Source organism: Phenylobacterium sp., from assembly GCF_019636135.1.
GTDB lineage: Bacteria > Pseudomonadota > Alphaproteobacteria > Caulobacterales > Caulobacteraceae > Phenylobacterium.
Genome location: NZ_JAHBYD010000009.1, coordinates 1 through 13,323 on the forward strand (window position 1 = coordinate 1; position 13,323 = coordinate 13,323).

Consider the following 13,323-nt stretch of genomic DNA (forward strand, 5'->3'; position numbering starts at 1 on the left):
CCTGTAATCCATCGACTCTTCCCCGGTCGCACGTTCTCGAGAGCGCGCTGTCCCGGCCCCTTTTATCTGCCTGCGTTTTGGCGCCGTGATTTCACCTTGTCCACAAATACGGATGTCGCAGGTCGGCCAACTTTCGTGAACGGATAGGCACAATTCGTGAGTGGCGCACGGTTGAACTTACCACTGTTCACATATGTAGATGCCGCTCAGGGCGCTTTTCCCCGCAGCAGTTCGAGAATCGCCGAGAAGTCGCGGCCGCCGCCGCCCAGGCGGTCGTAGAGCGCATAGAGCCCTTCCGCCGTCGCGCCGAGCGGCGTGGACGCGCCGGCCTTGGCCGCGGCTTCCTGCGCCAGCTTGAGGTCCTTCAGCATCATGGCGGTGGCAAAGCCGCCCTCGTAGTTGCGGTTGGAGGGCGCCGTCGGCACCGGGCCGGGCCACGGGCAATAGCTGGTCAGGCTCCAGCACTGGCCCGACGACTGCGACGAGATCTCGTGGAACTTCACCGGGTCCAGGCCCAGCTTCTCGGCGAGCGCCAGCGCCTCGCAGACCCCGATCATCGAGATGCCGAGGACCATGTTGTTGCAGATCTTGGCCGCCTGCCCCGCCCCGTGGTCGCCCGCGCGCAGCGTGACCCGCGACATCGGCCCGATGATGTCCTCGACGGCCGCGAAGTCCGCCTCGTCGCAGCCGACCATGAACGCCAGCGCGCCCGCATCGGCCGCCGCCGTGCCGCCCGAGACCGGCGCATCGGCGAATCGGAAGCCCGCGGCCTTGGCCTGGGCGGCCACGGCGCGCGCGCTCTCCACGTCGATGGTGGAGCAGTCGATCAGCAGCGCCGACTTCGGCGCGTTCGGCAGGATCTGCTCGGCGTAGACGCTGCGGACGTGCGGCCCGGCCGGCAGCATGGTGACGATGGCGTCGGCGCCCGTCACCGCCTCGGCGACCGAGGCCGTCTTCGCGCAGCCGGCGGCTGCGGCCTTGTCGAGGGCCGCGGCCGAGAGGTCGAAGGCCCTGACCTCGCGCCCCGCCTTCGCCTGGTTGGCGGCCATCCCGCCGCCCATGTTGCCCAGGCCGATGAACGCAACGCGGGTCATGGGTGTCTCATCCTCATCTGGGCTTCTGGAACTTGTAGATGAACTGGTCGGTGTGGCCGCGGATCGAGGGGTCGAACACCGCCTTGGTGTGGTCGTCGTCCGGGTTCGCCAGCACCTTGCTCTCGCCCACGAACCTGAAGCCCACGGCCTCGACTTCCTTCTTCACCAGCGCCGGGTCGATCCGGTGCAGGCGATCCTGCGGGTCGGGCGCCGTGCCGGCAGCCGCGGCATGGTCCAGCACCACGAAGACGCCGCCGGGCTTCAGGGCGTCGTAGATGGCCTTCGTCGCCTTGCGCCCGTTCTCGGGGTTGCGGACGTAGACGTCGTGGTAGTTCTGCGAGGTCCAGAGCAGGTCGACCTGCGCCGGCAGCTTCATCTCGGTGAGCGGAACCTGCACCACCTCGATGTTGCCGTAGGCGGGGTCGGCCGCCACCGCGAGGATCGGCGGCGGGCTGGCCGGCGGCGCCGCGCCCGCCGGCGGGGCGTTGATCACCGCATAGACCTTGCCCTTCGGTCCCACGGCCTTGGCGAAGATGCGGGTGAAGTAGCCGCCGCCCGGGATGAAGTCGGCGACCGCCTGGCCGGGCTTCACGCCGGCGAACTCCAGCATCTCGGCCGGCTTGCGGGCGGCGTCGCGCTGGACGTCGGCCTCGGGCCGGGCCTTGTCGGCGACGGCGGCGAGTTGCGCGGGCGTCGGCTTGGCGGCCGCGACGCCCGAGACCGCGAGCGCGGCCACGGCGCTGACGGCCAGGAACAGCTTCGTCTTCATCGGAAATCCTCCCGCCAGCCGTTCTTGGCCGGCTTTCCCGTCAAGGTAGAGGCGACCACGCCTGATCGGAAGGGAGCGGGGCGAAAATGGCGTCGAGCGTGGCGTCGGAGACGTCGTGCGGCCGGGCCTCGCTCCACCTGGGGGCGTTGTCCTTCTCGACGATCACGGCGCGGACGCCCTCGATGAAGTCGTGCCGCTGCACCACGCGCGCGCCGATCCGGTACTCCATGGCCATGTTCTCGGCGAAGTCCCTGGCCTTGCCGCCGAGTTGGAGCTGGCGGAAGGCGACCTTCATCGTCTGCGGCGACTTGGTGGCCAGCAGCTTCAGTTGCTCGTTCGCCCAGTCCGTGCCGGCCGCCTCCAGGTTGGCGTAGATCGCCTCGACGCTGTCGCCGGCGAACAGCCGCGCGATCTCGTCCTGATGCTGGGCCAGCGCGGGACGTCCGGCGTCGCCCTCGAACTCCGTGAGGATCGCCTCGACCCGGTGCGGCTCGGCCAGGATCGCGGCCTTCAGGTTCGGGATCTTCGCGCTCTCGACGAAGTCGGTGGCGATTTGCAGCAGCTCGCAGTCCGCCGCCTTGATCCGCGCGCCGGTCAGCGCCAGCCACAGCCCGATGTGGTCGGGCATGCGGGAAAGATACCAGCCGCCGCCGACGTCCGGGAACAGGCCGATCCCGGTCTCGGGCATGGCGAAGGTGGTCCGCTCGGTGGCGACCCGGAACCGGCACGGCCGCGACAGGCCGACGCCGCCGCCCATGGTGATGCCGTCCATGATCGCGACGCGCGGCTTGGGATAGTGGAACAGCAGGTGGTTCAGCCGGTACTCGGTGAAGAAGAACTCCCGCGCCAGCCGCCCGTCGCCGGCCCCGCTCTCGGCCAGCATCCGGATGTCGCCGCCGGCGCAGAATCCGCGCTCGCCCGAGTGGTCCAGCAGCACCAGCTCGACGTTCGGATCGTTGCGCCACGCGAGCAGCGCCTCGGTCATCAACCGGCACATGTTGGTCGTCAGCGCATGGATCGCCTGGGGCCGGTTCAGCGTGATCCGCCCCACGCGGCCTTCGACGCGGCAGAGGACTTCGGGTTCGGCGGTCAATTGAGGCGGTCTCCCCGCAGGTCGATGCAGCGGATGCCGGCCGAAGCGCCGGCCGCGAGCAAGCGGTCGTCCCGGGACGCCAGGGGGAACTCACGCTCCAGCGCGAGGGCGACATACGCCGTATCGAACAAGGTCAGTCTCCATGCGAGGGCCAACGGCCCGAGCAAGCGAATATGGTCCGGCGTCAATGGCTCTTCGAACTCGAACCGTAGGGCGTCCAGGTCAAGCATCGCCTGCTCATGCGCTCCGTCCGACAGCACGCCCCGTCGCCGCAGGCCTGTCAGCACATTGCCGACTTCCCAATGGAATATGTACGGCGCAACGAATCGGCGCTCCCCACGGCCCGCGACGAAGGCGGCCGAGGCCGGTGTCGATTGCGATCGAAGAATCCAGGCCAGGGCCGCCGAGGCGTCCACGACGACCCCGGTCAATCGTAGCCGCCTTCCTTCAGCCGCCGCAGGTCTTCCCAGGTGAGATTGTCGGACTCGGGATTCTCGCGCGCGATGCGTTCCCTGAGGAGCCTGAACCGCTCGGCGAGTTCCTCGCCGGAAAGCTTTCGGGGGCGCGTCGTGTCCGCGACGAGCCGCGCGACCCGCTTGCCGTGCCGGGTGATCACGATCTCCTCGCCGCCGCGTTCGACGGCGTCGATCAGGGCCGACAGGTTGGTCTTGGCTTCGAGGACGCCGACTTCGCGCATGGCCCGCTCCAATTCTGACCAGTGTGGTCAGACTAACACCCCGGTCATGACTTCAACAACTCCCGCGCGGTGATCACGCGCATGATCTCGTTCGTGCCTTCGAGGATCTGGTGGACGCGCAGGTCGCGGACGATGCGCTCCAGCGGGAAGTCGCGCAGGTAGCCGTAGCCGCCATGCAGTTGCAGCGCCTGGTTGGCGACCTCGAAGCCCGCGTCGGTGGCGAACCGCTTGGCCATGGCGCAGTATCGGGTGGCGGCGGGGTCCTTGTTGTCGAGGGCGTGCGCCGCGCGGCGGACCATCAGGCGGGCCGCGTCGAGGTCGGTCGCCATGTCGGCGAGGCGCCATTGCAGGCCCTGGAAGTCCTTCAGCGGCTGCCCGAACTGCTTGCGCTGTTCGAGGTAGGCCTTGGCGGTGTCGAGCGCGAGGCCCGCGCCGCCCAGCGAGCAGGAGGCGATGTTGATCCGCCCGCCGTCGAGGCCGGCCATGGCGATGCGGAAGCCCTCGCCCTCGGCGCCCACGCGGTTGGCCACGGGGACGCGGCAGTCGTCGAAGTTCACCTGCGCCGTGGGCTGGGCGTTCCAGCCCATCTTCCTCTCCTGGGCCCCGAACGACAGCCCCGGCGTCCCGTTCTCCACGACCAGCGTCGAGACGCCCTTCGCGCCCTCCCCGCCGGTGCGGACCATGACGACGTAGACGTCCGAGACCCCGGCGCCCGAGATGAAGGCCTTGGAGCCGTTCAGGACGTAGTGATCGCCGTCGAGCGCGGCCGTGGTCTTCAGCGCCGCCGCGTCCGAGCCCGAGCCCGGCTCGGTCAGGCAGTAGGAAGCGATGGCCTCCATTGTGGTCAGCTTGGGCAGGAACCGGTGGCGCAGCTCGTCAGAGCCGAACCGGTCGATCATCCACGAGGCCATGTTGTGGATCGAGATGAAGGCCGCGGTCGCCACGTCGCCGTAGCTGAGCTGCTCGAACACGATCGAGGCGTCGAGGCGCGACAGGGCTGAGCCGCCCACATCCTCGCGGACGTAGAGGCCGGCGAAACCCAGCTCGGCCGCCTTCCGCAGCACATCGACTGGGAAGACCTTCTCCTCATCCCACTTGGCCGAATGCGGCGCGAGCTCGGCGGCGGCGAAGGCGCGGGCGGCGTCCTCGATCGCGCGCTGGTCCTCGGTCAGGGCGAAATCCATGCGCTGGGGTTGAACGCCCGACGCAGGGAGAGTCAACGGGCGCGTATCAGCCCCGCTTCGCGAGACCCTGCTGCTTCAAGCGGAAGACGAGCTGGTCGAAGCGGTCCTGGCCGAAGAAGGCTTCGTTGTTGAAGACCGTCATCGGCACGCCCCAGTGGCCGGCCGCGCGCTGGTCGACCTGGTTCTGCTCGACCACGGCGACATAGGCCGCGCCGTCGGCGGCGACGGCGGCGTCCAGTTCGGCCAGGTCGAGGCCCGCGCGCTCCGCCGCCTTCGCGAGGTGATCGCCCTCGTTCCAGCCCTGCACCTCGCCGCTCCAGATGATGTGGCTGACCTCGCGGAGGAAGGGCAACCCCTTGCCCCGCTCAGCCGCCGCCACGCCCAGGTGGGTCAGGCGATGGATGTAGGGCTGCTCCATCCGATAGCCCCTGTCGGCGCTCTGCTGCACGGGGTCCGGGCGCGGCCAGCGGAACGGCAGGCCCAGGAACGCGGCCTCGCGGAACACGTCGGTCATGAAGTAGCGGACCCAGAGCGGATCCTGCTGCTCGAAGAACTCCGGCGTGCGCACCGCCAGCGGATAGACCGGCCGCACATTGCACCGCACGTCGTACCCGGCCTCGAGCTCGAGGAGCCGCGGCGTGATCATGTACGAATAGGGCGAGCGGAAGGACCAGTAGAGATCGTAGCTGAGCGTCATCCCGTTTCCCCTGTCTGTACGGCTTGCCGGAGCTGTAGCATGAAAGCGGAAGAATGGTTCCGCTTTTTCGCGCCGGACATGAGCCGCGCTCCGCGTCGTCGCCAGCAGCGTCTGCTCATCGGGCTTGCCTCGGAGGCTCGGTCAGGGTCAAACGCCGCCCCATGACCAAGGCCCCGCTCGCGCCCTACCCCGCCCTCCGCATGCGCCGCCTGCGCCAGGCCGACTGGATCCGCCGGCTGGTGCGCGAGAGCGTGCTGACGCCGTCCGACCTGATCTGGTCGATGGTGGTGCATGAGGGCGAAGGTCTCGTCCCCGTGGGCTCCATGCCCGGGATCGACCGACTGTCGGTGCAGGACGCGGCCAAGGCCGCCAAGGAGGCCAAGGCCCTGGGCATCCCGGCCATCGCCGTCTTCCCGCACATCGACGGCGCCAAGAAGGACGCCGCGGGCAAGCTGGCCGCCGATCCGGACGGCGTCGTCTGCCGGGCGGTCAAGGCGATGAAGGACGCCGCGCCCGAGGTCGGGATCATGTGCGACGTGGCGCTCGACCCCTTCACCGACCACGGCCACGACGGGCTCCTGGAGAACGGGCGCATCGTCAACGACGCCACCATCGAGGCGCTGGTGCGGCAGGCGCTGGTCCAGGCCCGCGCCGGCTGCGACATCCTCGCGCCCAGCGACATGATGGACGGTCGCGTCGGGGCGATCCGCGCGGCGCTGGAGGCCGAGGGCCTGCAGGACGTGATGATCATGTCCTACGCGGCGAAGTACGCCTCGGCCTTCTACGGCCCCTACCGCGAGGCCATCGGCTCGGGGAAGCTCGGGACCGGCTCGGTCGACAACCCCGGCGACAAGAAGACCTACCAGATGGACTCGGCCAACCACGCCGAGGCCCTGCGCGAGGTGGCCCTCGACATCGCCGAGGGCGCCGACATGGTGATGGTGAAGCCGGGGATGCCCTACCTCGACATCGTCCGCCAGGTGGTCGACGCCTTCGCCCTGCCCACCTACGCGTTCCAGGTCTCGGGCGAGTACGCGATGATCATGGCCGCCGCCCGGAACGGCTGGCTGGACGAGGAGCGCTCGATCCTGGAGAGCCTGGGCGCCTTCAAGCGCGCCGGCGCCGCCGGGATCATCACCTACTTCGCGCCCCGCGCCGCGCGGATGCTGGGCGCCTAGGGTCGCCCGGCCCGCGGGCTGTCGACCTGCGCCACCACGATCTTCCCGGTCGTCGCCGCGGCCGCCGCATCGTGGTCGGAACTCGACGCCGTCAGCATGAAGAGCAGCTTCCCGTCGTCGCCGCCCAGCATGCAGGCATAGCAGGGCTGGCCGGTGTCGATCACCTCCAGGATCTCGCCGCCCTCGCCCACCCGCACGCACTCCGGCGCGACCGGGTTGGCGACCCAGATCGCGCCGTCCGCGTCGAGGCAGATGCCGTCCGGCACGCGCGGCCCGATGTCGGCCCACACCCGGCGGTTGGAGAGCACGCCGTCCGCGCCGATGTCGAAGGCGGTGAGGCAGGCCGCCAGCGTCTCGCCCAGGATCAGCGTCTTGCCGTCGGGGGTGATGACCGGGCCGTTCGGGAAGCTCAGGCCCTCGGCCGCGACGCGCGCCTGCCCGTCGGGCGTCACATAGGCCAGCTTCGCCTTGGTGTGGTCGGCCAGCACGCCCTCGACGCCGCGCGCGTGGATCGCCTCGTCGAGGTTGAAGCCGAAGTTGCCGACATAGGCGCCGCCGGCCGCGTCCACGACCATGTCGTTGCAGTGGAAGGTCGCGATGTGGCCCAGGTCGGCGTGGACGCCGATCCTGCCGTCCGGCGTGCGGCGCAGGAGCTGGCGTTTGGTCATCGAGACGATCAGCATCGAGCCGTCGGGTTGCAAGCCGAGGCCGGAGGGCTGGTCGTCGATCTCGAATTCGGTGCGCAGGTCGCCCGCCGGCGACACGGACTTCACCGCATGGGCGTAGAAGTCGCTGAACCAGAGCCGGCCGTCGCGCCAGCGTGGACCCTCACCGAAGTAGATGCCGCCCGCCAGTTCGCGCGTCGCCCGTCCCATGTGGTCCTCCCGCTTTCTCGTTGCTGCCGACCGTAGGGGCTCAGGCGCCGGGAAGCCACTCGCGCAGGATCGCGTTGACCTTCTCCGGCGCCTCCTGCTGCACCCAGTGCGACACGCCCGGCAGCCGGCGGATCGTCAGGTCGCGCACATACGCCTCGGTCCCGTCCAGCAGCTCGACGCCGAGGGCGGCGTCCTCCTCGCCCCAGACGATCAGCGTCGGCGGCTCGATGACCGGCCAGGGTCCGCGCATCTTGCCGCCCAACTGGAAGGCCGCGCGGTACCAGTTGATCATGCCGGTCATCGCGCCCGGCCGCTGCGCGTCGGCGGCGTAGCGGTCCAGCACGTCGTCGCTGAAGTTGGTCTTGTCGACGGCCATGCCGTGGAAGGCGTTGCGGATCGCCCGCGCGCCGCGGGCGGTCATCATCGCCTCGGGCAGGCCCGGGATCTGGAAGAAGAACATGTACCAGGAGCGGCGAAGCTGGCGCAGGTTGCCCTTGGCGAGGTGCGCGCTCATCACCGCCGGGTGCGGCACGTTCATGATCACCAGCCGCTCCAGCGGCCGCACCGCATTGGCCGCGAACGCCCAGGCGAGCCCCGCGCCCCAGTCGTGGCCGATCAGGGTGACCCTCTTCGCGCCGCTGGCGTCGATGATCGCGCCCACGTCCTCCATCAGCCGGTCGATGAGGTAGGCCTTCACCGCCTTGGGCTTGGGCTCGGTCTCGCCGTAGCCGCGCAGGTCCGGCGCCCAGGCGCGGTAGCCCATGGCGGCCAGCAGCGGCAGTTGGAAGCGCCACGAGAACCGGCTCTCCGGAAACCCGTGCAGGCAGAGCGCCAGGTGATCGCCCCCGCCCGCCTCGTCCACGGCGAAGCGGAAGCCGTTGGCCTCGACGGTGCGGGTGGTGATGGTCATCTGCTGTAGCCCTCAGCCCTCGTCGCCCACCGTGAAGTGGGTGCTCTCCCGGTCGACGCCGGGTAGCTGGATGACGCCGCGGTAGGTGAAGCCGATCTTCCGCAGCACCGCCATGGAGGCGAAGTTCTCCAGCGTCGTGACCGCCGCGAGCTCCGGGATGCCGAGCGGCCCCCGGGCGTGCGCCAGGACCGCCGCGGCGGCCTCCTGGGCGTAGCCCTGGCCCCAGGCGCGCTGGACGAAGGCGTAGCCCAGGTCGGGGACGTCGAGCCCGTCGCGCTTCACCAGGCCCGCCATGCCGACCGGGGTCATGTCGCGCTTCTGGACCGCGATCCACATGCCGAAGCCGTGCTCGCGGTAGCTCTTGCGCACGCGCTCCTCGACATAGTCCCGCGCGCCCTCGACGTCGCGCACGCCGCGGTCGCCGATGTTCTCCAGGAAGCCGGGCGAGTTCAGAAGTTCGACCAGGAACGGCGCATCGCCGTCCTCGACCTCGCGCAGGACCAGCCGCTCGGTCTCCAGCACCACGCCCACGACGCCCTCCCGATTGCGCGCAACGCCATCTTAACGGGCGGCTGCGCAACTTGCCCCGAATTCAGGGTGAATCCGGGTGTAACCATGGCCGTCGGTGGCGACCAGCCGATCCTTATCAAGAAGATCAAGAAGGGCGGCGGCGGCGGCCACCACGGCGGGGCGTGGAAGGTGGCCTACGCCGACTTCGTGACCGCCATGATGGCCTTCTTCCTGCTCATGTGGCTGATCAACACCACGTCGCCCGAGCAGAAGCGCGGCATCGCCGACTACTTCGCCCCGGCCAGCGTCTCGGAGACGACGTCGGGCGCCGGCGGCATCCTCGGCGGCTCTGCGCTGGGCAGCGACGGCTCCAAGAGCGCCGGCGCGTCGGACGTGATCGAGGAACTCGCGCCCTCGTCGCGCAACCCCAACGACGGCGACGCCAAGGACGGCGCCAAGCCCATGACCGCCGAAGAGGCGGCTGCCGCCCAGGCCCAGGCCGCCGCGGCCAAGCAGGAGGAGGCCGCCTTCGCCTCGGCCGCCCAGTCGCTGCGCCAGGCCATGCAGTCGATGCCGGAACTGGCCGAGCTCTCGAAGAACATCATCATCGACGAGACGCCCGAGGGCCTGCGCATCCAGTTGGTCGACCAGGAAGGCCGCTCGATGTTCAACCAGGGCGCCGCGGCGCCCAACGATCGCGCCAAGCTCCTGCTCCGCGCCGTGTCGAAGGTGATCAACCAGCTCCCGAACCGGATCTCGATCTACGGCCACACCTCGGCCAGCTCGAACGGCGCCAGGCCCGACACGGACTGGTCGCTCTCGCAGGCCCGCGCCGACGCCTCGCGCAAGGTCCTGCAGGGATCGGGCGTCGACGCCGACCGCGTCTACCAGGTCTCGGGCAAGGCGGGCTCCGAGCCGCTCTATCCCGACGACCCGACCCTTCCGGGCAACCGCCGCATCGCGATCGTACTGTTGCGCGAGGCGCCCGTCCTGCCTCCGTCGCCGGGACTCTAGCGTAGTCCTTGCGCGGAGGCGCGGCATGACGCCTAATCGGCGCCAGCCGCTCCAGACGAAGGCGACCCAAGGTCCGTGACGCAGCACTTCCCGACCCGACAGCTCCGGTTCTTCCTGACCGCGCCGTCGCCGTGTCCGTACCTGCCCGAGCGGTTCGAGCGGAAGGTCTTCGCCCACCTGCCCCTGTCGGACGGGGCGCAGGTCAACGACAGCCTGACCCAGGTGGGCTTCCGCCGCTCGCAGAACATCGCCTACCGCCCGGCCTGCGAAGCCTGCTCGGCCTGCGTCTCGGCGCGGATCCCGGCGGCCGACTACGTCTTCTCCCGCTCCGAGCGGAAGCTGCTGGCCCGCAACGAGGACGTCGAGCGCCACCTGGTCGAGGCCGAAGCCACGATGGAGCAGTTCGACCTGCTCCGCCGCTACCTCCTGGCCCGCCACGCCGACGGCGGCATGGCCGAGATGACCTGGCCCGACTACGTCGCCATGGTCGAGGATACGGCCGTCCGCACCCACATCATCGAGTACCGGGTGAAATCGAAGGAAGGCGGCCCCGGCGACCTGATCGCCTGCGCCCTCGTCGACCTGATGGGCGACGGCCTGAGCCTCGTCTACAGCTTCTACGACCCGACGCTGGCGCGGCGCAGCCTGGGCTCGTTCGTGATCCTCGACCACGTGATCCAGGCCTGCCTGACCACCCTGCCCTACGTGTACCTCGGCTACTGGGTCCGCGGTTCGGAGAAGATGGACTACAAGGTCCGCTTCTCGCCCATAGAGCTCTTGAAGCCCGACGGCTGGACGCTGGCCGCGTCGCGCGACCTGAAGACGCCGGCCGGGGACTGAGCCGCCGGCGCCGTGGACAAGCCGTCGGCTTCGCTGGCGCCGCGCCGCGACGCACCCTAGATTCAACGGCGTGAACGCAACACCTCGACCAGACGCATGGCGCGGCAGCTTCGGCTGAACCTGGACCGCGACGGGCCACCGTCGTTCGACGTGTTCGTGCGCGGGCCGTCCAACGCCTCGGCCGTCGCCGCGCTGGAGGCGTGGCCGGCGTGGCGGGGCGGCTGCCTGGCCATCCTGGGGCCGAAGGGCGTGGGCAAGTCGCACCTCGCCCGGGCCTGGGCCGACGCCGTCCAGGCCGTGATCGTCGACCGCGAGACCCCCGACCTCGACGCCGCCGCCGGACGCCCGGTGCTGCTGGAGAACGCCGACCGCGGGGTCTCGACCGAAGGGCTGTTCCACCTGATCAACCTGGCGGCCCGCGAGGGCGGCGGCCTGCTGCTCACGGCCCGCACGCGCCCCTCGACCTGGCCGACGGCCCTGCCCGACCTGCGTTCGCGCCTCAACGCCTTCCCGGTCGCCGAAATCGACCCGCCCGACGACGTGGTGCTGGAGGGGGTGCTCCGGCGCTTCTTCCGCGACCGCAACATCCGGCCGCCGGAGGAGGTCTATCCTTACCTGCTGGCCCGCATGCGCCGCTCGATCCCCGACGCGGAGGCGATCGTGCGCAAGCTGGACGAGGCGGGCGACGAGGGCTTCCGGCCGGTGACCCGCGTCCTGGCGCGCCAGATCCTGGAATCGCGCCAGGGGCCCGATTCCGAGGCCGCGCTTCGGCCACGGAAATAAATCTGCGCCCGCGATAGACAAATTGATTCGTTTTCGTCCACTGGTTGCCCCGGCGTGGCGGAGCGGCCGCGCGCAGCGGGAAACCTGGATGCTCGCCCCTGGTCCAGCGACGGCGAAGCCGGAACTGGAGCTCAAGTTTCAGCTTGGAAGCGACGCTCTGGAGGCGTTGCAGGCGGAGCTGTTCCCTCTCGACAAGGCCCAGGTCGCGCAGATGCATGCGACCTATTTCGACACCGCCGGCCACGTGCTGCGCGACGGCGGCTTCAGCCTGCGCGTGCGGACGAAGGGCGGCGACGCCATCCAGACCCTGAAGCATCGCAACGGCGGGGGCCTTTTCGAGCGCGACGAGTGGGAAACCCCAGTCGCCGGACCGGACCTGGACCTTGCCGCGCTCGCGGGCACGCCCGCCGAGGCCGCGATCGGCGACGCCCGCCTCGCGCCGGTGTTCACCGTCGAGGTCGAACGGCGCGTTCACGTCCACGCGCAAGGAGCCGCGCGGATCGAGGTCAGCTTCGACACCGGCCTCATCACCGCGGGCGACCGCAGCGAGCCGGTGACCGAGATGGAGCTGGAGCTCCTGTCCGGCCCGCCCGAGGCGCTGTTCGACCTGGCCCGCGAGCTGCTCGCCAAGGCCGACCTCACCCTGTCGTTCGAGAGCAAGGCCGAGCGCGGCTATCGCCTGGTCGGCCACGACGGCGTCGCGGCCCTGAAGGCGCAGAACACGGCCGTGGGACCGGAGACGTCCGGTGCGGAGGCCTTCCAGCTCATCGCCCGCGACGCGCTGGTGCAGATCGCGGGCAACGCGCGGCTGCTGCGGCGGGCACACAACCCGGACGTCCTGCACCAGCTCCGCGTCGGCCTGCGCCGTTTCCGCGCCGCGCTGTCGGTCTTCAAGGACATGCTCGACGCCGACGGCCTGAACACCGCCCGCGCCGAGACCCGGTGGCTCGCGGGCGAGCTTTCCGAAGCGCGCGACATCGACGTCTTCCTGCAGAATGCCTCGGTTGAGGACGAGATCGAGGAGAACGCCGGCCGCGCCGCCTTCTTCCGGGCGCTGCGCCACGCCCAGGCCGAGGCCTACGAGAGGGCCCTGTCGGCGGTGCGCTCGCCGCGCTTCCGCACCCTCCTCCTGTCGCTCGGCGAGTGGCTGGAGGTGGGCGACTGGCTGCGGCTCGCCGGCGATCGGCGACAGGCGCTGCGCGAAGGCCCCGTGACCGCGCTGGCCGCGCCGGTGATGGACAGGCTGGACCGTCGCCTGCGCCGGCGCTCGCGGAAGTTCATGAAGCTCGACGCCGGCGCGCGGCACGACCTGCGCAAGCAGGCCAAGAAGCTGCGCTACGCCGCGGCCTTCTTCGGCGACGCCTTCCCGAAGCATCCCAGGCGCCGCGCGGGCTTCATCGCCGCCCTGAAAGCGCTGCAGGACCGCCTGGGCGAGCTGAACGACATGGCCGTCGCCCGCGCGGTGGCCGCGCGCGCCGTCGGCCGGCGGTCCGGCGAGCTGGCGTTCGCGGCCGGCCTGGAGGTGGGCCGGCTCACGAAGGGCGAGGACTCGCTGCTGGATGCGGCGAATGACACATTCAAGGCGTATCGGAAGGTGAAGCCCTTCTGGTCGGCTCCGGAAGGGGACGACCTTAACCTTTTGCGCCCACGCTTACGCAGCGTCTGACGCCGCCCCGAGA

At 70.2% G+C, this 13,323-nt stretch carries 14 protein-coding genes and 1 pseudogene; 5 read left to right on the top strand and 10 right to left on the bottom strand.

The annotated features are described in order from the left end of the window. Positions 1-206: 206 nt before the first annotated feature. The 7 genes and pseudogenes from mmsB to KF737_RS08010 all read right to left on the bottom strand — a co-directional run. Positions 207-1,097 (bottom strand): annotated as a pseudogene (gene mmsB / locus KF737_RS07980) (3-hydroxyisobutyrate dehydrogenase); the annotation flags it as partial. A 10-nt stretch (positions 1,098-1,107) separates the two neighbouring features. Beyond that, positions 1,108-1,863, bottom strand: coding sequence for a methyltransferase (locus tag KF737_RS07985; protein ID WP_296452652.1), 756 nt, complete (start codon positions 1,861-1,863; stop codon positions 1,108-1,110). A 40-nt stretch (positions 1,864-1,903) separates the two neighbouring features. Next, positions 1,904-2,956, bottom strand: coding sequence for an enoyl-CoA hydratase/isomerase family protein (locus tag KF737_RS07990; RefSeq protein ID WP_296452655.1), 1,053 nt, complete (start codon positions 2,954-2,956; stop codon positions 1,904-1,906). Then, positions 2,953-3,387, bottom strand: coding sequence for a type II toxin-antitoxin system VapC family toxin (locus KF737_RS07995; protein ID WP_296452658.1), 435 nt, complete (start codon positions 3,385-3,387; stop codon positions 2,953-2,955). Before KF737_RS07995 ends, KF737_RS07990 begins: the two co-directional genes overlap by 4 nt. Beyond that, entirely contained in the window at positions 3,384-3,653 is a 270-nt protein-coding gene (locus KF737_RS08000; protein WP_296452661.1) for a type II toxin-antitoxin system Phd/YefM family antitoxin, read from the bottom strand. Before KF737_RS08000 ends, KF737_RS07995 begins: the two co-directional genes overlap by 4 nt. Before the next feature lie 44 nt (positions 3,654-3,697). Beyond that, a complete protein-coding gene (locus tag KF737_RS08005) occupies positions 3,698-4,837 on the bottom strand; it encodes an isobutyryl-CoA dehydrogenase (protein ID WP_296452665.1) in 1,140 nt (379 codons plus the stop codon). A gap of 46 nt (positions 4,838-4,883) precedes the next feature. After that, positions 4,884-5,534, bottom strand: coding sequence for a 2-hydroxychromene-2-carboxylate isomerase (locus KF737_RS08010; RefSeq protein WP_296452667.1), 651 nt, complete (start codon positions 5,532-5,534; stop codon positions 4,884-4,886). 161 nt (positions 5,535-5,695) lie between these two features. On the opposite strand from KF737_RS08010, the gene hemB reads away from it, so the two are divergent. Continuing rightward, positions 5,696-6,712, top strand: coding sequence for a porphobilinogen synthase (gene hemB / locus KF737_RS08015; protein WP_296452670.1), 1,017 nt, complete (start codon positions 5,696-5,698; stop codon positions 6,710-6,712). Here the strand turns inward: hemB and KF737_RS08020 are convergent. Genes KF737_RS08020 through KF737_RS08030 form a run of 3 tightly spaced genes read right to left on the bottom strand, consistent with a single transcriptional unit; the run spans position 6,709 to position 9,028 of the window. Next, a complete protein-coding gene (locus KF737_RS08020) occupies positions 6,709-7,587 on the bottom strand; it encodes an SMP-30/gluconolactonase/LRE family protein (RefSeq protein ID WP_296452674.1) in 879 nt (292 codons plus the stop codon). The two genes, hemB and KF737_RS08020, sit on opposite strands and share 4 nt — an antisense overlap. Before the next feature lie 40 nt (positions 7,588-7,627). Continuing rightward, positions 7,628-8,497: an alpha/beta hydrolase gene (locus KF737_RS08025; RefSeq protein ID WP_296452677.1), complete on the bottom strand. Its 870-nt coding sequence runs from the start codon at positions 8,495-8,497 to the stop codon at positions 7,628-7,630. Between the two features lie 12 nt (positions 8,498-8,509). Then, complete coding sequence (locus KF737_RS08030) at positions 8,510-9,028, bottom strand: GNAT family N-acetyltransferase (RefSeq protein ID WP_296452681.1); 519 nt, start codon at positions 9,026-9,028, stop codon at positions 8,510-8,512. A gap of 84 nt (positions 9,029-9,112) precedes the next feature. Between KF737_RS08030 and KF737_RS08035 the strand changes: the two genes are divergently transcribed. From KF737_RS08035 to KF737_RS08050, 4 genes are all read left to right on the top strand, one after another. After that, complete coding sequence (locus KF737_RS08035) at positions 9,113-10,021, top strand: flagellar motor protein MotB (RefSeq protein WP_296452684.1); 909 nt, start codon at positions 9,113-9,115, stop codon at positions 10,019-10,021. Positions 10,022-10,096: 75 nt separating this feature from the next. Beyond that, complete coding sequence (locus KF737_RS08040) at positions 10,097-10,861, top strand: arginyltransferase (RefSeq protein WP_296452687.1); 765 nt, start codon at positions 10,097-10,099, stop codon at positions 10,859-10,861. 96 nt (positions 10,862-10,957) lie between these two features. After that, positions 10,958-11,644: a DnaA/Hda family protein gene (locus tag KF737_RS08045; protein WP_296452690.1), complete on the top strand. Its 687-nt coding sequence runs from the start codon at positions 10,958-10,960 to the stop codon at positions 11,642-11,644. 88 nt (positions 11,645-11,732) lie between these two features. After that, positions 11,733-13,310 carry a CYTH and CHAD domain-containing protein gene (locus KF737_RS08050; protein ID WP_296452693.1) on the top strand — a complete coding sequence of 526 codons (1,578 nt, stop codon included), beginning with the start codon at positions 11,733-11,735 and terminating at the stop codon, positions 13,308-13,310. The last annotated feature ends 13 nt before the right edge of the window (positions 13,311-13,323 follow it).